The organism is Marivita geojedonensis, assembly GCF_002115805.1.
GTDB lineage: Bacteria > Pseudomonadota > Alphaproteobacteria > Rhodobacterales > Rhodobacteraceae > Marivita > Marivita geojedonensis.
On the sequence record NZ_JFKC01000007.1, the window covers coordinates 25,218 to 46,845 of the forward strand.

Annotated in this window: 19 protein-coding genes; 5 read left to right on the forward strand and 14 right to left on the reverse strand. The window is 61.3% G+C overall.

From position 1 onward, the window contains the following. Window positions 1-6 precede the first annotated feature (6 nt). On the reverse strand, window positions 7-2,073 hold the full coding sequence (locus tag MGEO_RS09585) for a TRAP transporter large permease subunit (RefSeq protein ID WP_085636515.1): 2,067 nt from the start codon (window positions 2,071-2,073) through the stop codon (window positions 7-9). A gap of 112 nt (window positions 2,074-2,185) precedes the next feature. After that, entirely contained in the window at window positions 2,186-3,238 is a 1,053-nt protein-coding gene (locus MGEO_RS09590) for a TRAP transporter substrate-binding protein (RefSeq protein ID WP_085636517.1), read from the reverse strand. Window positions 3,239-3,557: 319 nt separating this feature from the next. Between MGEO_RS09590 and MGEO_RS09595 the strand changes: the two genes are divergently transcribed. After that, on the forward strand, window positions 3,558-4,346 hold the full coding sequence (locus tag MGEO_RS09595) for a FadR/GntR family transcriptional regulator (protein ID WP_085636519.1): 789 nt from the start codon (window positions 3,558-3,560) through the stop codon (window positions 4,344-4,346). 35 nt (window positions 4,347-4,381) lie between these two features. Here the strand turns inward: MGEO_RS09595 and MGEO_RS09600 are convergent, their stop codons facing one another. From MGEO_RS09600 to MGEO_RS09625, 6 genes are all read right to left on the reverse strand, one after another. Further along, a complete protein-coding gene (locus MGEO_RS09600) occupies window positions 4,382-5,170 on the reverse strand; it encodes an exodeoxyribonuclease III (RefSeq protein ID WP_085636521.1) in 789 nt (262 codons plus the stop codon). 142 nt (window positions 5,171-5,312) lie between these two features. Next, window positions 5,313-6,218, reverse strand: a complete 906-nt coding sequence (locus MGEO_RS09605; protein WP_085636523.1) for a LysR family transcriptional regulator — start codon at window positions 6,216-6,218, stop codon at window positions 5,313-5,315. Window positions 6,219-6,389: 171 nt separating this feature from the next. Next, entirely contained in the window at window positions 6,390-6,950 is a 561-nt protein-coding gene (locus tag MGEO_RS09610) for a type 1 glutamine amidotransferase domain-containing protein (RefSeq protein ID WP_085636525.1), read from the reverse strand. Window positions 6,951-7,038: 88 nt separating this feature from the next. Beyond that, window positions 7,039-9,066, reverse strand: coding sequence for an NADPH-dependent 2,4-dienoyl-CoA reductase (locus MGEO_RS09615; protein ID WP_085636527.1), 2,028 nt, complete (start codon window positions 9,064-9,066; stop codon window positions 7,039-7,041). 66 nt (window positions 9,067-9,132) lie between these two features. Then, window positions 9,133-10,314: a TIGR03862 family flavoprotein gene (locus tag MGEO_RS09620; RefSeq protein ID WP_085636529.1), complete on the reverse strand. Its 1,182-nt coding sequence runs from the start codon at window positions 10,312-10,314 to the stop codon at window positions 9,133-9,135. Next, entirely contained in the window at window positions 10,311-11,639 is a 1,329-nt protein-coding gene (locus MGEO_RS09625) for a mechanosensitive ion channel family protein (protein WP_085636531.1), read from the reverse strand. Before MGEO_RS09625 ends, MGEO_RS09620 begins: the two co-directional genes overlap by 4 nt. A 91-nt stretch (window positions 11,640-11,730) precedes the next feature. On the opposite strand from MGEO_RS09625, the gene MGEO_RS09630 reads away from it, so the two are divergent. Further along, window positions 11,731-12,036, forward strand: a complete 306-nt coding sequence (locus MGEO_RS09630; protein ID WP_085636533.1) for an HNH endonuclease family protein — start codon at window positions 11,731-11,733, stop codon at window positions 12,034-12,036. 102 nt (window positions 12,037-12,138) lie between these two features. On the opposite strand, the gene MGEO_RS09635 is transcribed toward MGEO_RS09630, so the two are convergent. The 5 genes from MGEO_RS09635 to ubiA all read right to left on the reverse strand — a co-directional run bounded on the left by MGEO_RS09635 (window position 12,139) and on the right by ubiA (window position 17,011). Then, window positions 12,139-12,615: a VOC family protein gene (locus MGEO_RS09635; protein ID WP_085636535.1), complete on the reverse strand. Its 477-nt coding sequence runs from the start codon at window positions 12,613-12,615 to the stop codon at window positions 12,139-12,141. Window positions 12,616-12,653: 38 nt separating this feature from the next. Continuing rightward, window positions 12,654-13,673: a glutathione S-transferase C-terminal domain-containing protein gene (locus tag MGEO_RS09640; RefSeq protein ID WP_085636537.1), complete on the reverse strand. Its 1,020-nt coding sequence runs from the start codon at window positions 13,671-13,673 to the stop codon at window positions 12,654-12,656. A gap of 83 nt (window positions 13,674-13,756) precedes the next feature. Beyond that, entirely contained in the window at window positions 13,757-14,083 is a 327-nt protein-coding gene (locus MGEO_RS09645; RefSeq protein WP_085636539.1) for a hypothetical protein, read from the reverse strand. Then, window positions 14,070-15,986 carry an OmpA family protein gene (locus MGEO_RS09650; protein ID WP_085636541.1) on the reverse strand — a complete coding sequence of 639 codons (1,917 nt, stop codon included), beginning with the start codon at window positions 15,984-15,986 and terminating at the stop codon, window positions 14,070-14,072. The genes MGEO_RS09645 and MGEO_RS09650 overlap by 14 nt, the downstream gene beginning before the upstream one ends. 59 nt (window positions 15,987-16,045) lie before the next feature. Beyond that, entirely contained in the window at window positions 16,046-17,011 is a 966-nt protein-coding gene (gene ubiA / locus MGEO_RS09655) for a 4-hydroxybenzoate octaprenyltransferase (RefSeq protein ID WP_085636543.1), read from the reverse strand. Window positions 17,012-17,023: 12 nt separating this feature from the next. Here ubiA and MGEO_RS09660 point away from each other — a divergent pair, with 12 nt between their 5' ends. The 3 genes from MGEO_RS09660 (at window position 17,024) to MGEO_RS09670 (ending at window position 19,784) form a co-directional block, all read left to right on the forward strand. Continuing rightward, window positions 17,024-17,755, forward strand: coding sequence for a 16S rRNA (uracil(1498)-N(3))-methyltransferase (locus tag MGEO_RS09660; protein ID WP_085636545.1), 732 nt, complete (start codon window positions 17,024-17,026; stop codon window positions 17,753-17,755). Window positions 17,756-17,819: 64 nt separating this feature from the next. Next, entirely contained in the window at window positions 17,820-18,350 is a 531-nt protein-coding gene (locus MGEO_RS09665; RefSeq protein ID WP_085636547.1) for a hypothetical protein, read from the forward strand. A 63-nt stretch (window positions 18,351-18,413) separates the two neighbouring features. Beyond that, complete coding sequence (locus tag MGEO_RS09670; RefSeq protein ID WP_085636549.1) at window positions 18,414-19,784, forward strand: glutamate--cysteine ligase; 1,371 nt, start codon at window positions 18,414-18,416, stop codon at window positions 19,782-19,784. Between the two features lie 58 nt (window positions 19,785-19,842). On the opposite strand, the gene MGEO_RS09675 is transcribed toward MGEO_RS09670, so the two are convergent. After that, entirely contained in the window at window positions 19,843-21,420 is a 1,578-nt protein-coding gene (locus MGEO_RS09675; protein ID WP_085636551.1) for a gamma-glutamyltransferase family protein, read from the reverse strand. Window positions 21,421-21,628 lie beyond the last annotated feature (208 nt).

Genomic DNA, 21,628 nt, shown 5'->3' on the forward strand with positions numbered 1-21,628 from the left:
TCAGGCTCAGTAGGCAACCGAAGGCAGCCAGGTTGCGAGCCACGGCATGAAGAATACCAACGCCAACCCCGTGAGCTGCAACAGGACAAATGGCACCACCCCCTTGTAGATATGGCCCAGCTTGATCTCGGGCGGGCACACACCCTTGAGGTAGAAGAGCGCAAATCCCACCGGCGGCGTCAGGAACGAGGTCTGCAACGTCACCGCAACAAGGATCACGAACCACACCAGCGCGGCCTCATCGACAACGCCGTAACCCGGAATATCCAACCCCAGCGCATTGATGATCGGGCGCATCAGCGGCAGCACGATCAGCGTGATCTCGATCCAGTCGAGAACAAAGCCCAACAGGAACACAATCCCAAGGATCACGATCACCGTGCCGTTCGGCCCGAACCCCGTGCCAAGGATCATGTCCTCGATCAACTGATCCCCACCCAGCTCGCGCAGAACGTACGAGAACGCTGTCGCACCCAGGAAAATCGCAAAGATATAGGCGGTCGTGTTGAACGTGGATTTCAGAACGTTGACCAGTTTTTGCAGCGTCAGCTTGCGATACCCCAACGCAAGCGCCGTCGCCCCGATGGCCCCAATCCCAGACGCCTCCGTCGGCGTGGTGATACCCGCAAAGATCGACCCGAGAACCGCAAGGATCAGACCCAGCGTCGGCAGAACCGCAATCAGCACGTCCTTCACAGCAGCCCAATCCGGACGCATGGCACCTTCGGGGGCCGGAGCGACCGACGGCTTCAGATACGAGATGACGAAGATATAGGTCAGGTACAGAACCCCGATCAGAACCCCCGGCAGCATCGCCGCCATGAACAGGTCACCCACCGACAGCGCCATCTGGTCGGCCATGATCACCAGCATGATCGACGGCGGGATCAGAATGCCCAGAGTCCCCGACGCTGCGACCACACCGGTGCCCAGCATCGGCGAATACTTCTGCTCCACCATCGACGGCAACGCCAGCACGCCCAGCAGAACCACCGACGCGCCAATGATCCCCGTCGAGGCTGCAAGGATGATCCCGATCATCGTCACGGTGATCGCCAGCCCGCCGCGCGTCCGGCCAAACAGCCGCTGCATCGACGACATCAGCTTCTCGGCCACACCGGACTCGTCCAGCATCAGCCCCATGAAAATGAACATCGGCAAGGCAACCAGAACCGCGTTCGACATGGTCGCATAGACCCGGTTCACCACCGCCCCAAGGCTCAGGTAATCCAGACCGATGAGGGTCTCCTCAAGCCCGGTCCAGTTCATCATCCCGTTGTCGAACAGATAAGCGATACCGCAATACAGCACACCCGTGCCAGCCAGCACCCAGGCCACCGGGAACCCGGTGAACAACAGCGCGATAAAGGTCAGGAACATCGCGATGACCAGCTTTTCCTCGGTCGTGTGAACAAGGAAGGTCAACGCGGTCGCCACTGCGGCAAAGCTGACAAGCGCCCACAGGATCAACCGCAGATCGCGGCCTTGCCGTTCTTCATCCCCCGCAACAAACAGCGCATGCACATCATGGATCAGCCGCGCCAACGCCGCAAAGGACAGCAGCACAAACGAGATCGGGATGATCGCCTTGAACGCCCAGCGCGCTGGCAGGCCCGTCGGCGAAGACGACCGTTCGTCCACGCGCCAGCTTTCGTAGAAGTAGTCCCACCCCTGATCGACCATCAGATAGAGGAACGGCGCCACCAGCGTCAGGATTCCCAGCACCTCGATGATCCGCTGCGCGCGACGGCTCAGTTGCAGGTGCAGAATGTCCACCCGCACGTGGCTGTCCGTGACCAGCGCATAGGAAATGCCGACCATCGTCACCAGCCCGTAAAAATGCCATTGGATCTCATCCAGCTTGGGGAAGTTCTGGTTCAGCAGGTAGCGGAACAGCACCTGCGCCACGATGGCTGCAATCAGCAGGACATTCGCCCACATGACCACATGCCCCACACCCTTGACCATTCTGTCGATCCCGACGGCAACGGTCTGCGTATCCTTTTCCTCATGCTCAAGGATGTGTTCGTAGGTTTCGATCGGGTCTTCTATGGCTTTAACTGTCTGTGACATGACGGTGCCTCCTGTCCCTCACCGGGCAGAAAACCCCGGCGTCCAAATCCGTAAAAAGCGACAAACGAATAGAAACGCGGCGCCCCACCTGGGGCGCCGCAGCTGCTCACACTTACTTGCGCGGAAGGAAGGCGTTCTCTTTCCAGAGCGTGTAACCGTCCCGGAAATCGTTCATGTCAGCCAGAACCTTTGCGAAGAACTCGTTACTCGCAGCTTCTTCTTCAGCCACCGCGTTCCAGGTTTCCTCGAACGTGGCGAGCATCTCGTCGGACCACTGCTTGATCTCGACACCGTTGTTTTCCACGTTGTCGATCAGAACGTCGTGCTGGATCGCCTCACCTTCGGCAAAACTGTCGGCCATCGAGGCCTTGCACGCATTCTCGATGATCGCCTTGTGCTGGTCGGTCGCCTCGTTCCAGACATCCTTGTTGATCAGCAGTTCGAAAACGGTCGCCTGCTGATGCCAGCCGGGGAAGTAGTTGTATTTGACCAGCTTGTGGAACCCGAGGCGCGCGTCGATGGCGGGCATCGAGAACTCGGTCGCGTCAATCGCGCCCTTTTCCAGTGCCGGGAAAATCTCACCGCCCGGCAGCAACGATGTCGCCACGCCCAGCTTCTGCATGACTTTGCCACCCAGACCGAAGAACCGCATCTTCAGGCCCAGAAGGTCAGCCGGTGTGTTGATCTCCTTGGCGAACCAGCCCGACGTCTCCGGTGCGATGATCGCACAGGGCAGAACGTGGACGTTATAGCCCGCCTGATCGTACATTTCCTGATACAGGCTCATACCGTTGCCGTAATAGAGCCACGCCATGTATTCGCCCGCCTCGGGGCCGAACGGTACGGCCGAGAACAGCGGCGACGCGGGGATCTTGCCCGCCCAATACCCGGCGGTGGTGTAGCCCGAATTGATCTTCCCGGTGCTCACAGCATCCAGGATTTCAAACGGATCGACCAGCTTGCCCGGCTCATAGACCTTCATCTTGAGCGTCCCGCCCGACATAAGGTCCAACTGGTCCGCCACACGCGGAATCGGTGTGCCCAGACCCGGCAACGCGGTCGAGAACGCGATCGGTGTCTTCAGCAAAAGCTTGTCGGCGGCATGTGCTGCCGGGGCTGTCAGGACAGCCGCTGCCACGGCCAGGCTGGTGAGTACGTTTTTCATGTTTCCTCCTCAGGGTCGTCCGGCCTGCGCCGGGAAAAATCGCCGGGCCGTCCACCCGGGATAGAGTGGTTCATATTATTTACCACTTGTTGAAATCAATCATTTCGTGACCACTCGAGGAAAGTCGGCATGGAATTACCGTTCGGAACGCAGAGGATGTTCTTGAGGATTGTCAGCTGACAATTTTTCAAATTGCTGATTTAATTATGATTTTTATGCAACTAAGCTATGCCTCCAGTGCATGTCTGCGACATTTTGGTTGAACGCAGAAAAGGAGCACTTATTTTACCACTACACCCCGCGACCATCAGGAAACCCGATGCCGAATTCCCTCGCGAACCTCTTTGGACCGGTCGGTCACGAATCGGTGGCCGACACGATTGTTCACCACATCGAAGAACTGATCGTCTCCGGCGTCCTCAAGGACGGCACCCGCCTCCCGTCAGAGCGCGCTCTTGCGGAAGAGATGAAGGTCTCGCGCCCCAAAGTGCGCGAAGCCCTGAAGCGTCTTGAGGAAAACGGACTGATCATCGTCCGTCACGGCGAAGGCAATTTCGTTGCCCCGCTGGTCGGCTCCGCCATGTCGCCCGCGCTGGTCGATCTCTACGCACGCCATGTCACCGCGTTCGAGGATTACCTTGAATTTCGCCGCGAACAGGAAAGCTTCGCCGCCATGCTCGCGGCCGAACGCGCGACAGAAGAAGACCGCGAAATCCTCAGGGATATTGTCCACGAGCTGGAAGTGGCGCACGAAAAGGGTGACGCTGAAGCCTCTCGCGACGCCGATGTGCGCTTTCACGCTGCTATCGTCGATGCGAGCCACAACTCGCTCATGGTCCACACCATGGCCGCGATTTACCAGCTGATGGCCCGCAACGTGTTTTACAATCGGGATTTCCTGCGGGCCATCGATGGCACAGGTGAAATGCTGATGGCGCAACACAAGGCCATCGCAGACGCCATCATCAGCGGCCAACCGGAACTGGCATCAGACGCAGCATCCGATCACATAGACTTCGTCGCGCGCAGTTTCCGCGTCGGACGCGCGCAGGATCGCCGGGAGATCGTCTCGCGCCGCCGCAAGGCGCTCCTCAGCCTGCGCGCCTGAGCCCCGTCACCGGGACTGCAAACAGCCCAGCGGCATCACAGATCAAACGTGGCAAACACCGGCGCGTGATCGCTCGGCTGCTCCCACCCGCGCGCTTCCCGCAAAATCCGGCTGCTGTGCGCAGCGTTCGAAATGTCCGGCGTCGCCCAGACATGATCAAGCCGCCGCCCCTTGTCCGCCGCATCCCAATCCTTTGCGCGGTAGCTCCACCAGGAATACAGCAACCCCTCCGGGATATCCTGCCGAGTCACATCGACCCAACCACCGGCATCCTGCGTTTCGCCGAAATGCTCGACCTCGATGGGCGTATGGCTCACCACTTTCAGCAATTGTTTGTGCGACCAGACATCATCCTCACGCGGCGCGATGTTCAGATCACCCACCAGGATCGCCTTCTCCGGCCGCTCTGCATGAAACCAGTCCCGCATTTCGGTCAGGTAATCGAGCTTCTGCCCGAACTTCTCGTTCACCTCGCGGTCCGACACATCGCCGCCCGCAGGCACATAGAAGTTGTGGATCGTCACACCATTTTCCAGCCGGCCCGCCACATGGCGCGCATGGCCCAGACCGGCGAAATCCCTGTCGCCCAGATCCTCCATCGGCAGCTTCGACAGGATGGCAACGCCATTGTAGCCCTTCTGCCCCCGCGCAATCATGTGGCCATAGCCCAGCGCCTGAAACTGCTCGAGCGGGATTTTCTCCACCGGGCTCTTGCACTCCTGCAGGCACAGAACATCCGGCCCTTCCTCGGCCATCAGCTTGGCCACCAGCCCTTCGCGCAGACGGACCGAATTGATGTTCCAGGTGGCAAGGGTGAAGGGCATGACAACGCTCCGGCTGGGTTAAGGTCGCCAGACACTGCCCTCGCAAGCGTCGAGTCGCAACCCGGAAACCGGCACGAAAAAACGCCCCGGCTATGGCATCCGGGGCGCAGAGGTTGTCTGCGAACAGACGAGGGAGGATGTATTACCAGTCCTTCGGGCCCTTGTCCGCGAACTGGTGAACAAGGAAATCAATAAAGGCCCGCACCTTGGGTTGGGTAAACCGACCCGGCGGATAAACCGCATAGATGCCCTGCGTGTCGATCGGCAGGTCGGGAATGGCATCCTCGACCAAGCCTTGTTCCATGGCTTCGGCGTACAGGAACGACGGAAGATACGCGATGCCAAGACCCGCCACGCAGGCATTGAGCAGCGACTGTCCATCATTCACGGAAAGCCAACCAGCCGTGCGCACCTGGCGCTTTTCACCCGACGGCGCGGTGACTTTCCACACGTTGCCGCTCGACTGGTTCGAATAATGCAGAAGCTTGTGTTCGTTCAGATCGTCGATCCGGCGCGGACGGCCGTATTTCTCGAAATAGGACGGCGCCGCGATCATCCGCTTGGTGGTCTCGGTCAGCTTCCGCGCCCGCAGGGTGCTGTCCTCCAGCTCCCCGATCCGCACGGCCATATCGAACCCTTCGGAAATCAGCTCAACATAACGGTTGTTCAGAACCATGTTCACCGTGATATCCGGGAAATCCGACAGGAATTCGCCCAGAACCGGGGAAAGGTGGTTCACACCGAAATCTGTCGCGACACTGATCCGCAGCAGACCTGACGGTGCGGATTGCATGGAGGTCACAAGCGCGTCCGCCTCACCGGCATCGTTCAGCACCCGGCGGGCGCGGTCATAATAGGCAAGGCCGATTTCGGTCGGGCTCACACGCCGCGTCGTCCGGTTCAAAAGCCGCGCACCAAGCCGCGCCTCAAGGCTCGAGACATGCTTGGACACCGCAGATTTCGAAATGCCCATCTTCTTGGCCGCGTCGGTAAAGCCGCCCTGATCCACAACCGTGGCAAAGGCCTCCATTTCGGTAAGACGGTCCATACGTTTTCCTCGTGTTTCGTTGAGGTGGGTATGACCGTCAAATCAGGCTCAACTTTGGCACAGTGCCGACAATATCTGGGTTTTGTTGGGCAATGTCGTGCAACCGGAAACAGCAGGACAACAAAAAAGCCGGGCGGCAAACCCGGCTTTTTTCCATGAAACGCAAGCCGTTTACGCCGCCTTGCGCCGATGCGCGCCTTCTTCGATCTCTTCCACGATCTTCGACACGAACACCTTGAGGTCTCCCGGTTGTCGGCTCGTGATGATGCCTTGATCCACGACAACCGCTTCGTCCTTCCAGGCAGCGCCCGCGTTGATCACATCCGTCTTGATCGAATGGTACGAGGTCGCGTCACGACCCTTCAGGATACCGGCCTCGACCAGCACCCACGGCGCGTGACAGACAGCGGCGATGGTCTTGCCCTGATCGTGAAAGGCTTTCACCAGTTCCAGCACGTCCTCATCGACGCGCAGCAGGTCCGGGTTGATCTGACCTCCGGGAATAACAAGCGCGTCATAGTCTTCAACCGACACGTCCGAGATCTTCGCATCCGCCTCGGCCTCACGACCCCAGTCGCTGCCTTCCCAACCCTTGATGGCATTACCAACCGGCGTCGCCACATGCAGCTTCGCTCCCTTGGCGCGCAATTGGTCGCGTGGGAATTCCAGTTCGGATTGCTCGAACCCGTGGGTCGAAATGAGCAGGATTTTTGCGTCACTGATTACAGGCATTGTAGGCCTCCTGATGTGTTGAATGTCCAATCGGGGCCGCATGCCCCGCCGTCTGACCTCTCAACGCATCGCGCGCCGCTGCCGTTCCTTACAGCGTCGCCGCCAACCGCGTGCCCTGATCGATCGCCCGCTTCGCGTCCAACTCCGCCGCGACATCGGCCCCGCCGATCACATGGCAGGTCACGCCCTTGGCTTCCAAAGCATCGGCCAGCGACCGCTCCGACACCTGCCCCGCACACAGAACCACCGTATCGCAGGCAATCACCTCGGGCCGCTCCCGCGCCTCACCATACGAGATGTGCAGACCTTCGGCGTCGATGCGCTCGTAATTCACACCCGCTTTCATCTGCACGTCCTTCATCATCAGGCTCATACGATGAATCCATCCCGTGGTCTTGCCCAACCGCTTGCCCGGTTTTTCCGCCTTGCGCTGCAGCAGCGTCACCTGCCGTGCGGGCGCACTGGGCTGCGGCCCCTCGGGCGCAAGACCGGACCGCTGGTCGGCTGGGTCAGTGACACCCCATTCCTTCATCCAGTCCGGCAGGTTCTCGGTCGGGCTTTCGCCCTCATGCACAAGGTATTCGGATACGTCGAACCCGATGCCACCCGCACCCACAACCGCCACACGTTCACCAACCGCCGCCTTGCCGCGCAGCACATCCACATAGCCCAGAACGTTCGGCCCATCCTGACCGGGGATCTGCGGATCACGCGGCAGAACACCTGTGGCGACAATCACCTCGTCAAAGCCGGTCAGGTCATCCGCACTCACGGCTTTGCCCAAGGATACCGTGACCCCGGTTTCCTCCAGCATTGTGCGGAACCAGTCGACCAGCCCCCAGAATTCTTCCTTGCCCGGCACCTGCTTGGCCATGTTCAACTGACCACCAATCTCGTCGGACTTGTCGAACAGCGTCACCTGATGCCCACGCTCCGCCGCCGTGATCGCCGCCGACAGGCCAGCCGGCCCCGCGCCCACGACCGCAACGCGCTTTGCATTAACGGTTGGTTCAACTTTCAACTCGGTCTCGAAACACGCCTTCGGATTCACAAGGCAGGACGAGATCTTCATCTGGAACGTGTGATCAAGACAGGCCTGATTGCACGCGATACAGGGCGCGATCTGCGCCGCTTTGCCCGCCGCCGCCTTCGCAACGAAATCCGGATCGGCCAGGAACGGCCGCGCCATCGACACCATGTCGGCGCAACCCGTCGCCAGAACCTCTTCCGCCACCTCGGGCGTGTTGATCCGGTTCGACGTGATCACCGGAATCCCCACCTTGCCCATCAGCTTCTTCGTCACCCAGGCAAACGCCGCCCGCGGCACGCTGGTGGCAATCGTCGGAATCCGCGCCTCGTGCCAGCCGATGCCGGTGTTGATGATCGTGGCACCGGCCTGTTCAATCGCCTGCGCCAGTTGCACGACCTCTTCGTGGGTCGATCCGTTCGGCACCAGGTCGATCATCGACAACCGGTAGATCACGATGAACTCCGGCGCCACCGCCTCGCGCACCCGGCGCACCACTTCGACCGGCAGGCGCATCCGGTTCTCGTACGATCCACCCCAGCGATCCGTACGTTTGTTGGTGTGGGTCACGAGGAACTGGTTGATGAAGTACCCTTCCGAGCCCATCACCTCGACCCCGTCATACCCGGCGTCCTGCGCGCGTTTCGCAGCGGTCACGATGTCGGAAATCTGCTTCTCGATCCCGTCCTCATCCAATTCAATCGGCGGGAACGGAGAGATCGGGGATTTCACCGCAGACGGTGCCACACATTCCTTGCCATAGGCATAGCGCCCCGCATGAAGGATCTGCATCGCGATCTTGCCATCGGCCTCGTGCACCCGGTCGGTGACGATCCGGTGGTTCGTGATGTCCTGATCGGTGAACAGCCCGGACGCCCCCGGAAACACCCCGCCTTCGCGGTTCGGCGCCATGCCGCCCGTGACCATCAGCGCCACGCCACCGCGTGCGCGGGTGGCATAGAACTCGGCCACGCGGTTCCAGTCGCCGGTCTCTTCCAGATTGGTGTGCATCGACCCCATCAGCACGCGGTTCTTCAGCGTGGTGAACCCAAGGTCGAGCGGGGCCAGCATATTCGGGTATGTGGTCATGGCAGAACTCCTCCGTTGGCATCACCTGACACGGGCGAAGTTGACGTGTCACGCCCCAACGTCACGTCACGGCCGGTCGTATTCCGCTGCGTGACGCCCCGCCCAAAGCCCCGTGGCGAAACAGGCGGTCAGCAGATAGCCCCCCGTCGGCGCGTCCCAATCGAGCATCTCGCCCGCGCAGAACGTGCCGGGCCTGTCCCTGAGCATGAGGGTTTCGTCCAATGCTTCGAAGGACACACCGCCCGCAGTCGAGATCGCTTCATCCATTGGACGCAGCCCGGCGTGCCGGATGGGCACGGCCTTGATCACCTGCGCCAGAGCACTTGGGTCATCCGGCAAGGGATGCACAAACTCCCGCAGAATGGCCTGCGCCGCAGCGGACAGTTTCAGCACCCGGCGAAGATGGTTAGACAGGCTCGCTTTGCCTTTTGGTTTCGAAAGACGATCCGCCACCGCCTCAAGGCTCAGGTCCGGCAGGAGGTCCAGCGTCAACGCCGCCCCCTCGCGCAAGGACGGGGCCAGCGGATAGACACCACCGCCTTCCAAACCGCGTTTCGAGATCACCGCCTCGCCGCGTGAGACCTGATCGCCCGCGTAAAGGGAGATGCCTTTTAACGGCGCACCGAAATGCCGGGGCATATGGTCCGACCAATCCACCACCAAACCCACATTCGACGGCTGGAACGGCGTGACCTTGATCCCTTTCGCTGCGAAACGGTCGGCCCATTGGCCATCCGATCCCAGCCGCGCCCAGCTTGCACCGCCAAGGGCAAAGACCGTCACGCGCGGGGTCAGGACGCGGGTGCCTTCGGGAGTGTCGAACTGCAAGGCGTTCTTGTCCCAGTCCACCCAACGCCAGCGCGTGTGTCGGTAAAGCCCCAGGCCGTCCAGCCGATCCAGCCACGCTCTGAGGAGTGGTGACGCCTTCATCGCATTTGGAAACAGCCGACCGGTTGAGCCGGTAAAGGTGGTCTGACCCAAACCTTCGGTCCAGGCCTTCACTTCCTCAGGTCCAAAGGCCCGAAGGCAACTGCGCAGGGTCGGGTGCAGCCCGGTTCCATAGGCCGCAAGAAACGGCCCAAACGCCTGCATCTTTGTCAGGTTCAGCCCGGACTTCCCCGCCATGAGGAACTTTCGCCCAATGGACGGCTTGGCCTCGACCAGCGTCACCGTGCGCCCCGCGCTCAGCAGCGCTTCTGCAGCCATCAGCCCCGCAGGGCCGCCGCCGATTACGAGCGCATCGGTCATTCCACCGCTGGAGCATTGCGCATTTTTATCACGCGATGCGGATACGGGATTTCGATGTTATGCGCCTTGAGCGCGTTCCAGATCAGGAACAGCACGTCGGACGCGTATTTGTTTTTGCCGTCATCGATCCCATTGACCCAGAACTCGACGCCAAAATCAATGCCGCTGTCACCAAAGCCGCGCAGCTCTACATCGGGCGGTTCCGGTGATTGCAAAACGCCGGGATGTTTTGAAACCGCTTCAACGATGATGTCGGGAACGAGATTGATGTCGGTGTCGTAGCTGACCGAAAACGCCACTTCGAGCCGGTTTGCGCTTCCCTGATCCGAATAGTTGATCACGCGGGTGGTGATGAAATCCTCGTTCGGCACCACGATCCAGCGCCCGTCAAAGGTTTCCAGGATCATCGCGCGGGCGGTTGTCCTGACGATGGTGCCCGATTCACCGTTGTCCAGCTCGACATAGTCTCCGACCGTCGCCTGTCCCTCGAGAAGGAGGATCACTCCGGAAATGTAGTTCGACGCAATCTTCTGAAGACCAAAACCCAGACCGACACCAATCGCACCACCCAGAACGGCGAGCGAGGTGAGGGGGATGCCCATGATGTTCATCAGCAGGATGAAGGCAAGACCGAAGATCAGCAGCTCGGCTGCCTTGGCGGCCAGCTGCCGTGTCGCCGGACGCATCTCTTCCTGTCGGTTGATGTATGACGCCGACTGGTCATTCGACCAGCGCCCGAGCCAGAACAGGATCGCGCCGGCGATCACACCACGCAGGAGCGCCATGACCGAGAACGAGATGTTCCCAAGCTGGATAATCGTCTCGTTCAAACGTTCGGTCAGCACATCGAGCAGACCCACGGCATAAAGCGCCATCGCTGGCAGCAGAACATATTTGCCAAGGAGTTTGAGGAACGGATCGCTGACCAGATCGCGCACAAATATGCGGGCGGCGATGAGCAGGAACACGCGTTTGCCAAAGGCGATGACGCTGCCCGTGCCAAAGACCGACCGGATGACCTGTTCCCCGATCGCTGCGAACGCGTAGGCAAAGACCGCCATCAACAGCGGAATGAACAGCAGGAGAAACAGCCGGGGCTTCGTAAAGATGCTGCTGCTGTCGTCGGGTGGGGTGAGCACCCGGGTCAGCGGCTTGCGCACCCGCCGCGCCACGAACACGGCGGCCAGATACGCCACAATCAGGATTGCAAACTGAGACCAGGCCGCGGGGGACACCAACCAGGTCAGGGCGATTTCATACCCCTGCAGCGCGAACTCTGCTGCCTTGCGGACAATGGGAGGCTGCTCCGACAAATCCCATTCCATACCGATTCCCTTGAAATACCGCTGTACCGTGTCAGCTAGATGCCCTGACCACCGCCCTTGCACAAGTCTTGCGCACCGGAGCGCCCACCCCGTGTCCGACCCTGATCCGATCTGTCCACTGTGCCTGCGCCCGATCCCTCGGGGCGTGAAGCAAAGCCAGCATCACCTGATCCCCAAGCTGAAAGGAGGAAAGGGAGGGCCGACGATTCTGATCCATCAGATCTGCCACAATGAGATTCACGCAACGCTGACCGAGGCCGAGCTTGCGCGCGACTTCAACACACCCGAGGCGCTGCGGACACATCCGAGATTGTCGGTTTTCTTTACCTGGGTCGCCAAGCGCCCCCCCGAGTTTCACAGCCGCAGCGCGGGTGGACGGCGCAGGCGCAAGAGATAGGACCAGAACGGTCCTAATGTTTCGCGCGCGAAACATTGAGTCCGGTCCGGACCTATTAAGGGATTGTTAAGATTTGCAAAATCGCCACGTCTCGAGTGGTTTTCAGCTTATGTGCCACTCGGGGTCAGCTGCCACCAGTTCAACCGTGTTGCCGTCCGGATCCTGTGTGAAGAGACCCCGCCAACCGGTCCATTCGAAGATCTCGAACCGCGTGGGGCAGCCCTCCTGCTCCAACCATTTCGCGGCCGCCTCCTGTTCGTCCCACGGCAGGCTGAGCGCCAGATGATGCAGTGAGGACCGACGCCCAACTGCCAGGTTCGGCCCTTCGTCCTGAGTCGTCGGTGACATGGACACCCCACCGGCATCATCCGAAAAAAGTGCGAGAACCGCGACATGTCCGGCGTGGCTTTCGCCAAGATGGAAGAACGCAATCCCGTCTCGGTGCCCGCCGCGCTCTGCCGGTTTGAGCCGGTCCAGTCCGAGCACCCTCTCATAGAAATCGCACATCGCCTGAAAATCACGGCAGCGGATGGCGATCTCGCCCAAAGCACGCGGTTTGAAAGGCTGTGTCCTGACCATCGGTGTCATCCTTGTGTTCTGGGGAGTTGCGGGAGGCGTCACGCAGATCCGGCGAGTTCGGGGTGCTCGTAGGCTTCCGGGTAGGTCATGGGATGTATCGGACCCAGTGGGACCACCTTGTTCCATGATCGACCGAAGTACCCCTGCCGACAATGGACCAACGATCCGGACGCTGCCACGCCTTCAATCGCATAGACCCGACACAGCCAGCGCCACAGGTGCGGGTGGTCCAGAATGCGCGCGCCGTTGAGCTTCATACGCAGGTAGTAAACGGGGTCGTGACGGAACACCGTCGGGAAAAGCCGCAGGTCAGCTTCGGTGAACGTGTCGCCCGTCAGAAAGGGACGGCCATCCGAAAGCAGCATGTCCAGATCGCGCAGGGTTTCGAAATAGTCAGCAAAGGCTTTGGCGTAGACCTCCTGATCTGACGAGAACCCGGCTTTGTATGCGCCATTGTTGATCGTGACGTAGATCCTTTCATTCAATGCGCTGATCGCGCTTTGCAGGTCAGGATCGTCGGGGAAAAGCCGCAACCTGTTGGATCGTGCCCCCAGAGCATCTGCATGCGTATCGAGCATCCGCAGTATTTCGGCGCTTTCATTGTTCACGATGCGGCCAGCCGTCTTGTCGTAGAGAATGGGAAGCGACTGTTCGTCGGATCCCTCGCGTGTATAGATTTGCTTTGCCAGTCGCAGATTTTCACCAGTGCCGGTTTCGCGGGTGCATTCCGGCAAGGTGTCTCCGGTCAAAGTGGCAATCCGATCGGGGGCGAATTCCCAAAGGTTGGGTCCGGCTGGATCGTCCTCGCCCGTCCGGTTCGGAAAACTGACATCCATCGAAATGGCGCTTTCCAGACCGAGAACGCTGCGCGCCATGGTGACCCGATGGCACCAAGGGCAATTGAGCGCTACAAACAGGTGATAGCGTCCGGGCTCTGGCGGGAAATCCGGGTCGCCGATGGCATGGCGAAAACCGCTTATGCCCCTTACGAATTCGCCTTTTGCGCGCCGTTCAGCGGCGTTCGCCTGATTTTCCTGCGTGCCTTTGTCCTGTGCCATGAGCCGAGCCTAGGACATGTCCCCCAGGAACACAGCCAGGTTTTTGAGAAATCATGCGCAGGTGCGTCGGGGGCGCGCGCGTGTCAGCCCGCGTTCATCCGTTCCACATAGGCGCGCATTTCCTCGGCTTCGTGCCGGGCGTCGCGCAGACCTTCCATAGCTGCAGCCAGCTCGGCCTCGGTCTGGGCCAGTTGGTTGGTCAGTTCCGCTTCGCGCTGCTGAAGATACGTGATCGCCTGATCGCGGGTTTCCTCGGCCTCGTGAAGTTCCTGGCTCATGCGTTCGAGCTGGTCCATGTCGGCCTGACTGACCCGGGTGAAGCGGTGCACCAGCCAGTTCGCAAACCACCCCAGACAGAACGCGACGAAAAGAATGATCGCGGTCGTGATGACAAACTCAGTTCTGTTCATCGGTGGTGTCCTCTGCGCTTTCGCCGCCAGATGTTTCCCCTGTCTGCGTGGATTGTTCAATGCTTTCCAGCGTTGTTTCTGTCTCTTCCACCGGTTCAGGGCGCCGCAGTTTGAATTCGATCCGACGGTTGGCCTCGCGGCCTTCCTCGGTGTCATTGGTGGCGATGGGCTGTTCCTCACCATAGCCGATGACTTCGTAGCTCGAGGTCAGGACACGGCGCTGGCGCAGCGCGTCGAGAACCGCTTGCGCCCGCGCCTGGCTGAGCTGCTGGTTCATCACTTCGCGGCCCTGACTGTCGGTGTGCCCGGCGATCACGAGAGGGATATCACCGCAGAGCTGTAGAAGTTCGGCGATTTCGTCCATGATGTCCTGCGTTGCCAGGTCGAGCGTCGCAGAGCCCGGTTCGAAGGTGATCTTGCGGCCGCCGATGATCTCGACGATTTGCGCCTCACATTCCTCGGGCGTCGGAATCCCGAGCAGCGGGTCCAGCTTTTCCTGATAGGTGACGGCGATCTCGAACTCTTCGCTTTCGCCCAGCTTGTCGGCCAGCAGACCGGCGATTTCGGAACTGGCCGTCTGATTGCCGGTGTTGCCGGTCACGGACAGTCCGTCAGGCGTCACGACAACCGCACCGTTGGACAGACGCGAAAGGGCTTCGAGGGCTGCCAGAACGCGGCTGGACCAGTTGGGCGGCAGCGTTTCGTCCACCCGCGCAGTGGTGCGGACCGTGGCAGAGCCGAACGCGGCGCGGGCAAAGCTGTCTGCGGTCTGACGCGCGATTTCGCTGTTGATGCGACCGCGCAGCTGAACTTCGCCTTCGGGGCTGCGTGTGGCCGTGAACTCGGGAACGCCCTGCGGGGCGTCTGACGGCGGCTTGGGCAGCGTTGCCTTTACGACAAAGACATCGGGCAGACTGTTTTCCAGCTCTCCGACAACACGGTCGAACAGCTCCTGTTCCGTGCCTTCGAGTGCGAAGAGTGCAACATCGACATCGGAAAACGTGATGGTGCCACCACCAAGGGCGTTGATTGCACCGATACCCATCGCGGTTGCCTCGCCCCATTCGTTGGTGGGCGTGCCCAGACCGAGGCGGCAGTCCACCTTGCCATCGATCCCGGCCTGCGCGGCCGCCGATTGGATCAGGGCGCGATCCTCTTCGGTCGGGGCGGCACAGGCGTCGAAGCGCGCACCATCCGCATCCTTGATGAAGCGCAGCGTGAAGGGCGAGATGACCGGGCGCGGCGCCGTGATTTCCAGTGCAAGGCGCAGGTCATCGTCGGCGCGGCGCGCCAGATCGGCCTCGACCCGGCGGCGGGTGTCTTCGTTGGCGACAGCGCCCTTGATCCTGACCTTGCCGGCTTCGATCGAAATCTTCGACCGGTCGAGAACCCGCAGAACCGATACCGCATATTCCAGCGCGTCGTCCCAACCCTCGGGCACCTCGTAATCCGCCACTTCGAGCAAATCGGCAACCGGCACATCCGGAACCGCGCGGCTGATGTCCTCGATCAGCTGCGTGCGGTCGGTGGCGGCTGGAAGAAGTCCGATGAGGGACACTCCGTCGTCATTCCGCAGCATCTCGATCGAGAATCGCGGCGGGGTGATCCCGTCGGTATCGACGATGTCGATCTGGTCGATCACGCGGGCTGTATCGACGACGCGCCCGGCGGCGCTAAGCGCCTGAAAGCGGTCGGCTTCGGTAGGGGCGGTCCCGATCAGGAAGACCTGCAAACCGTTGGTGTCCACATCCGCCCATGTCAGCGCATCGCGGTCCAGTTCCGTCCGCACCGCCTGTGCAGAGCTTTCCTCGACGGCCCCCGCAGCGATCCACGCTGCGCCGAGGCTGAGCACAGCGGCCACGGCAAAGGTGCACAGGAGAATGAAGACAGAAGACAGGCGCATCAACGTTCCACGTCAGATGAAGTTGGCCAAGCGATACGCCGCGCGACCCCGGAGTGCAATCACACCAGAAGCGCTGTGGCGAAAAACAGCACAGGGATCATCCCCGCATCGCGGTTTGATCGGAAGAGGTGGAGCAACCCGTCCATGTCATCCAGTTTGAGCCGCCGCATCTGCCACATCATGTGCCAGCCCATCGCCCAGGGACCGCCCAGCGCGATCACCAGAGCGAAGATCTCGCCACGTGGCTCGGCAAGGATGATGGCGAATCCCATAAGTGCGACGGTGAGCACGAGAAACCATGCGAGATATTTCGGGGTCGCGTCTCCGAACAGCCGTGCGGTGGATTTCACCCCGATCAGCGCGTCATCTTCCTTGTCCTGATGCGCGTAGATCGTGTCATAGAAGAGCGTCCACGCCATACCCGCGAGATAGAGACTGACGGCGGGCCATTGCAGTTGGCCGGTATGGGCCGTCCATGCCAGCAGAGCGCCCCAGTTGAACGCGATGCCAAGGAACACCTGCGGCCACCATGTGAACCGCTTGGCAAAAGGGTATATCGCCACGGGTACAAGGGCGATTACGCCAAGAATGATGGCCTGAATGGGAAAGGTGATCAGGATGCAGAAGGCAATGAGCGACTGCGCCACCGCCCAGGCAAGGGCCTGCTTCACCGTGACCTGCCCCGAGGGAATCGGGCGCGACGCGGTGCGGGCTACTGAGCCGTCGAAATCGCGGTCGGTGATATCATTCCAGGTGCAGCCAGCACCGCGCATGAGAAACGCGCCGATGCCGCAGCCGAGGATGATCCACGCATCAAAGAGCCGCGCCTCTCCGGTGTGGAACATCGCCAGCAGCGTGCCCCAGACGCAGGGCAGGTAAAGCAGCCATGTGCCGATGGGCCTGTCCGCGCGGCTCAGCCGCAGGTAGGGGCGGGTCCAGGCGGGTGCGCGGGTATCGACCCAATTGCCCGTGACGGCATCAGAGACCTGACCGCTCTGGTCTGGTGAAATCTGCGGTCCGGGCATATGTGTTGCTCCATGACTGAAAAACGGCGGGCGAAAGTCAGGCTTTTTGTAGAGCAGCCGCTTGGGGCGGCACAACCGGTTCCTCTGACGCGGGAGCAGGCGCACTATCTGTTTGGCGTAATGCGGATGGGTGTGGGCGATCCTGTGGCGCTGTTCAACGGTCGCGATGGCGAATGGCAGGCCGAGGTCGCGGAGAGCGGCAAGCGCGGCGGCGTGCTGATCTGCGAGGAACAATCCGCACCTCAGGTCACACCGCCGGATGTCTGGCTGCTGTTTGCGCCGATCAAGAAGACGCGCACCGATTTCATCGTGGAAAAGGCGACCGAAATGGGGGTCCGGCGGATCATGCCCGTGCAGACCGCCTTCACCAATTCCGAGCGGATCCGGCAGGACCGCCTGCAGGCACACGCGGTGGAAGCGGCCGAGCAATGCGGCGGGGTATTTGTGCCCGAGGTTGCGGATCTGGCCAAGCTGGATCGCGTGCTGAGCACGTGGGACCCGACGCGGCGGATCGCGTTCTGCGATGAGGCTCTGGCGGGCGAGACAGGACGTCTGCCCGCTGCGCCCGGTCCATGGGCCATCCTGATCGGCCCGGAAGGCGGGTTTTCGGAGGACGAGCGCACGCGGCTGCGGAGGATGGACTGCGCCAGTCCGATCAGCCTTGGGCCGCGAATATTACGGGCCGACACGGCGGCAGTGGCGGCGCTGACGCTATGGCAGAGCGCGCTGGGGGACTGGGAATGACGGATTTTCGGTCGACCGAAAATCGCACATCCATCGATGGATGTGCCGCACCAGGTAGAAACGCATGAGCTTTATCCGGCCCGAGGTGCGCGCGGCGATCCTGCGCTGGCGCGAGGCGCTGATTGGGGCGGCGATCCTGTTGCTGGGTCTTTACTGGAGTATCTGGGTAACGCCGGGCTTGCTCACATGGATCGGTTATCTGGCCTTGTTCCTTGGTGCGGCGCTGTTCTTTGCCGGGTTGCAGAGGGGGCGTGCGCGTATGGGCGGCGGCGGGCCGGGAGTGGTACAGGTGGTTGAGCGGCGGATCGGTTATTTCGGACCCCTGAACGGCGGTGTGGTCGATCTGGACGCCGTGACCTCACTCAGCCTCGACCCGACCGACCATCCGCGGCACTGGGTCATTACACATGACGGAGGACCGGCACTTCATATTCCCGTGAATGCGGAAGGCGCGGATGTGCTGTTCGATGCTTTTGCAAGCCTGCCCGGCCTCAGCCCCGGCCGTGTCGCCTCGACCTTGAAACATGATGGCACCGCACCAATTGTGCTCTGGCGCAGGCCTGACCTTCAGAAACGCATCCAGAGCCTGCATTGACAGCCCGACGAATTCAGCCCAAGGCTGACCCCGATTGACGAGCAGACAGACCGGAGACGCGCCATGTCCATCCCACAGTCCGGTGGCGGGCCCATCGAACATCACGACCAGCTGGCGCAGTATCTTGCGGACGGGTGCAAGCCCAAAGACGACTGGCGCATCGGCACCGAGCACGAGAAGTTCGGCTATTGCAAGGACACGCTGCGCCCGCTGCCCTATCAGGGTGAGCGGTCCATTCTGGCAGTGCTGGAAGGTCTGCGCGATGGCCACGGATGGTCGCCGGTCATGGAAGGCGAACACCTGATCGGTCTGGTGAAAGGCGGCGCGAACATCTCGCTTGAACCCGGTGGGCAGCTTGAGCTGTCGGGTGCGCCGCTGGAAACCATTCACCAGACCTGCGACGAGGTGAACGACCATCTGCGCGACGTGAAGGACATTGCCGACAAGATCGGTGTGGGTTTCATCGGGCTGGGCGCTGCGCCGATCTGGCGGCACGAGGACATGCCGCTGATGCCCAAGGGGCGCTACAAGCTCATGGACAGCTACATGGAAAAGGTCGGCACCGCCGGGACCACCATGATGCGGCGCACCTGCACGGTTCAGGTGAACCTCGATTTCTCGTCTGAAGCGGACATGGTGCAGAAGATGCGCGTGGCCCTGGCGTTGCAGCCGGTGGCAAACGCGCTGTTTGCCACGTCGCCGTTCTTTGAAGGCAAGCTGAACGGCCACAAGAGCTGGCGCGGGCGGGTCTGGCGGCATCTGGACGATGCGCGCACCGGGATGTTGCCCTTCGTGTTCGAGGACGGGTGCGGGTTCGAAGCCTGGGTGCAATATGCGCTCGATGTGCCGATGTATTTCGTTTACCGCGATGGGGTCTATCACAATGCGCTGGGGCAGTCGTTCCGGGACTTCCTGAAGGGGGAGCTGCCCGCGCTGCCGGGGGAAACCCCGACCCTGTCGGACTGGGCGGATCACCTGACGACGATCTTCCCGGAGGCGCGACTGAAGAAATTCATTGAAATGCGCGGCGCCGATGGCGGTCCCTGGCGAAGGCTCTGCGCCCTTCCCGCCTTCTGGGTGGGTCTGACTTATGATCAGTCGGCGCTCGATGCGGCGTGGGATCTGGTCAAGGGCTGGGATGCCGAAACACGCGATGCGCTGCGCGTGGCTGCGTCTGTCGATGGGCTTCAGGCCGAGGTGAACGGGATCCGGATGCACGACCTCGCGCGCGAGGCACTGGCCATCTCCGAAGCGGGTCTGGTCGCGCGGGCCCGTCCCGGTGCGGGCGGTCTGGTACCGAACGAAACCCATTTCCTGAACGCGCTGAAGGAAAGCGTCGAAACCGGCAAGACGCTGGCCGACGAATTGATCGACCATTACAATGGCGATTGGAACGGCGATATCAGCCGGATTTACAGCGAATACAGTTACTGAACGGCCGCAACTCTTCGAAGAGTTGCGTCCGGCTTTGCGAAAAGCCGGACGCCCTTGATCAGTAGCCGATGGCGCAGCCGTCCTTGCGGGGGTCGGATGCGCCTTCGAGTACGCCGTGTTCGTGGATCAGGATCGCCTGCGCGCCACCGATGGCCACATCGGGCGTTTCCACCTCGTGGCCCAACTCCACCAGTTGCGCCCGCACCGCGTCGGAATAGCCGCGTTCCACCATCAGCTTGCCGTTCTCGGCAAAACAGCGCGGCGCATCCAGCGCCGCCTGAGGATCGAGCCCGAAATCCGTCACATTGGTGACGGCCCGCGCGTGACCGCATGACTGGTACTGCCCGCCCATCACCCCGAACGGCATGGATACACGCCCGGCATCCCGGAGCATGCCCGGAATGATCGTGTGCATCGGACGCTTTCCGCCGCCGTATTCGTTGGCGTGCCCTTCCTGAAGCGTGAATCCTGCACCTCGGTTCTGGAGCAGGACGCCGAATTTCTCGGATGCGATGCCGGATCCGAAGCTGTGGAAGATCGAATAGATCAGCGACACCGCCATACGGTCTTTGTCCACCACGGTGATATAGATCGTGTCCTTGTGCACCGCCTCGCTGAGCGCGGCAGGGCCAGTCATGGCCCGCTTCGGATCGATGAGAGTCGCCAGTTGCCGTGCCGTGTCCATCGACAGCATGTGATCCAGCTTGGTCATGTGCGCCGGATCCGCAACGAACCGGTTGCGGGCATTATAGGCCAGCTTGGTGGCTTCCGCTTCGATATGGGCACGCTCCGCTCCGAACGGATCGAGCGAGGCAAGATCGAACTGAGACAGAATGTTGAGCAGCAGGATCGCCGTGGCCCCCTGCCCGTTGGGCGGATGCTCAAGCAGCTCGCGCCCCTGATAGGTCCCGCTGATCGGTGCGCCGATCGTGGTCTGGGTGGCCGCGAAATCCGCTTCGGTGTGCACACCGCCCAGAGCATTCAGCGCGGCCAGGATATCTTCGGCCACTTCGCCCTTGTAGTACCCGTCACGCCCCTCTTTTGCGACCCGTTTCAGGACCTCGGCATTGCCCGGCAGACGGAACAGATCACCACGACGGGGCGCGGCACCGTGCATCAGATAATGGCTGCGCGCATGTCCCTGCAGCAGGTCCGCGTTTTTCGCCCAATCCCACGACACACGATCCGCCACCGGCAGTCCGTTTTCCATGTAGCCGATCGCCGGGGCGAGACTGTCGGCAATGCCAAGACGCCCCCACTGTTCGGACATGGTGCAAAACGCGTCGATGGCACCGGGTATGGTGACCGCTTCCGGACCGTAGAGAGGAACGGTTGTTTCTCCGCGGTCCCGCAGGTCATCGGCCCTGGCCGTCGCTGGAGCGCGGCCCGACCCGTTGACCGCGATCACCTCGTCTCCTCCGGCGGGAGAGATCAGCGCAAAGCAATCGCCACCGATCCCGGTCATCGCCGGTTCCGCCTGTCCAAGGATCACCGCACCGGCAATTGCCGCATCCACAGCGTTGCCACCGCGCTTGAGAATATCGATGGCCGCTTCGGCTGCCAGCGGATGCGACGTGGCACACATGCCATTGGTTGCCATGACCGCCGACCGGCCCGGCATCTGGAAATCGCGCATAGAACTGTCCCCCCTCTGTTGCGGCTCAAAATAGGCACACGCGGGGTCAGGTCAATTGGTTCATTCTGGGAAAGGTAGTACCTCGACGCCGTACACTGGGTGGGGGCTGTTGATGGCACGGCGCCGAGGTGAAGCTTGTTGCAGCTACCCCTCTGTTTTGCCCTTAAACCGCGTCGAAATTTCGGAGCGAATATGACCTTTGTGAGAC

Coding starts and splice junctions, on each gene's coding strand:
- MGEO_RS09585 (WP_085636515.1), bottom strand. CDS start 2,073: ATGTCACAGACAGTTAAAGCCATAGAAGACCCGATCGAAACCTACGAA.
- MGEO_RS09590 (WP_085636517.1), bottom strand. CDS start 3,238: ATGAAAAACGTACTCACCAGCCTGGCCGTGGCAGCGGCTGTCCTGACA.
- MGEO_RS09595 (WP_085636519.1), top strand. CDS start 3,558: ATGCCGAATTCCCTCGCGAACCTCTTTGGACCGGTCGGTCACGAATCG.
- MGEO_RS09600 (WP_085636521.1), bottom strand. CDS start 5,170: ATGCCCTTCACCCTTGCCACCTGGAACATCAATTCGGTCCGTCTGCGC.
- MGEO_RS09605 (WP_085636523.1), bottom strand. CDS start 6,218: ATGGACCGTCTTACCGAAATGGAGGCCTTTGCCACGGTTGTGGATCAG.
- MGEO_RS09610 (WP_085636525.1), bottom strand. CDS start 6,950: ATGCCTGTAATCAGTGACGCAAAAATCCTGCTCATTTCGACCCACGGG.
- MGEO_RS09615 (WP_085636527.1), bottom strand. CDS start 9,066: ATGACCACATACCCGAATATGCTGGCCCCGCTCGACCTTGGGTTCACC.
- MGEO_RS09620 (WP_085636529.1), bottom strand. CDS start 10,314: ATGACCGATGCGCTCGTAATCGGCGGCGGCCCTGCGGGGCTGATGGCT.
- MGEO_RS09625 (WP_085636531.1), bottom strand. CDS start 11,639: ATGGAATGGGATTTGTCGGAGCAGCCTCCCATTGTCCGCAAGGCAGCA.
- MGEO_RS09635 (WP_085636535.1), bottom strand. CDS start 12,615: ATGGTCAGGACACAGCCTTTCAAACCGCGTGCTTTGGGCGAGATCGCC.
- MGEO_RS09640 (WP_085636537.1), bottom strand. CDS start 13,673: ATGGCACAGGACAAAGGCACGCAGGAAAATCAGGCGAACGCCGCTGAA.
- MGEO_RS09645 (WP_085636539.1), bottom strand. CDS start 14,083: ATGAACAGAACTGAGTTTGTCATCACGACCGCGATCATTCTTTTCGTC.
- MGEO_RS09650 (WP_085636541.1), bottom strand. CDS start 15,986: ATGCGCCTGTCTTCTGTCTTCATTCTCCTGTGCACCTTTGCCGTGGCC.
- ubiA (WP_085636543.1), bottom strand. CDS start 17,011: ATGCCCGGACCGCAGATTTCACCAGACCAGAGCGGTCAGGTCTCTGAT.
- MGEO_RS09660 (WP_085636545.1), top strand. CDS start 17,024: ATGACTGAAAAACGGCGGGCGAAAGTCAGGCTTTTTGTAGAGCAGCCG.
- MGEO_RS09665 (WP_085636547.1), top strand. CDS start 17,820: ATGAGCTTTATCCGGCCCGAGGTGCGCGCGGCGATCCTGCGCTGGCGC.
- MGEO_RS09670 (WP_085636549.1), top strand. CDS start 18,414: ATGTCCATCCCACAGTCCGGTGGCGGGCCCATCGAACATCACGACCAG.
- MGEO_RS09675 (WP_085636551.1), bottom strand. CDS start 21,420: ATGCGCGATTTCCAGATGCCGGGCCGGTCGGCGGTCATGGCAACCAAT.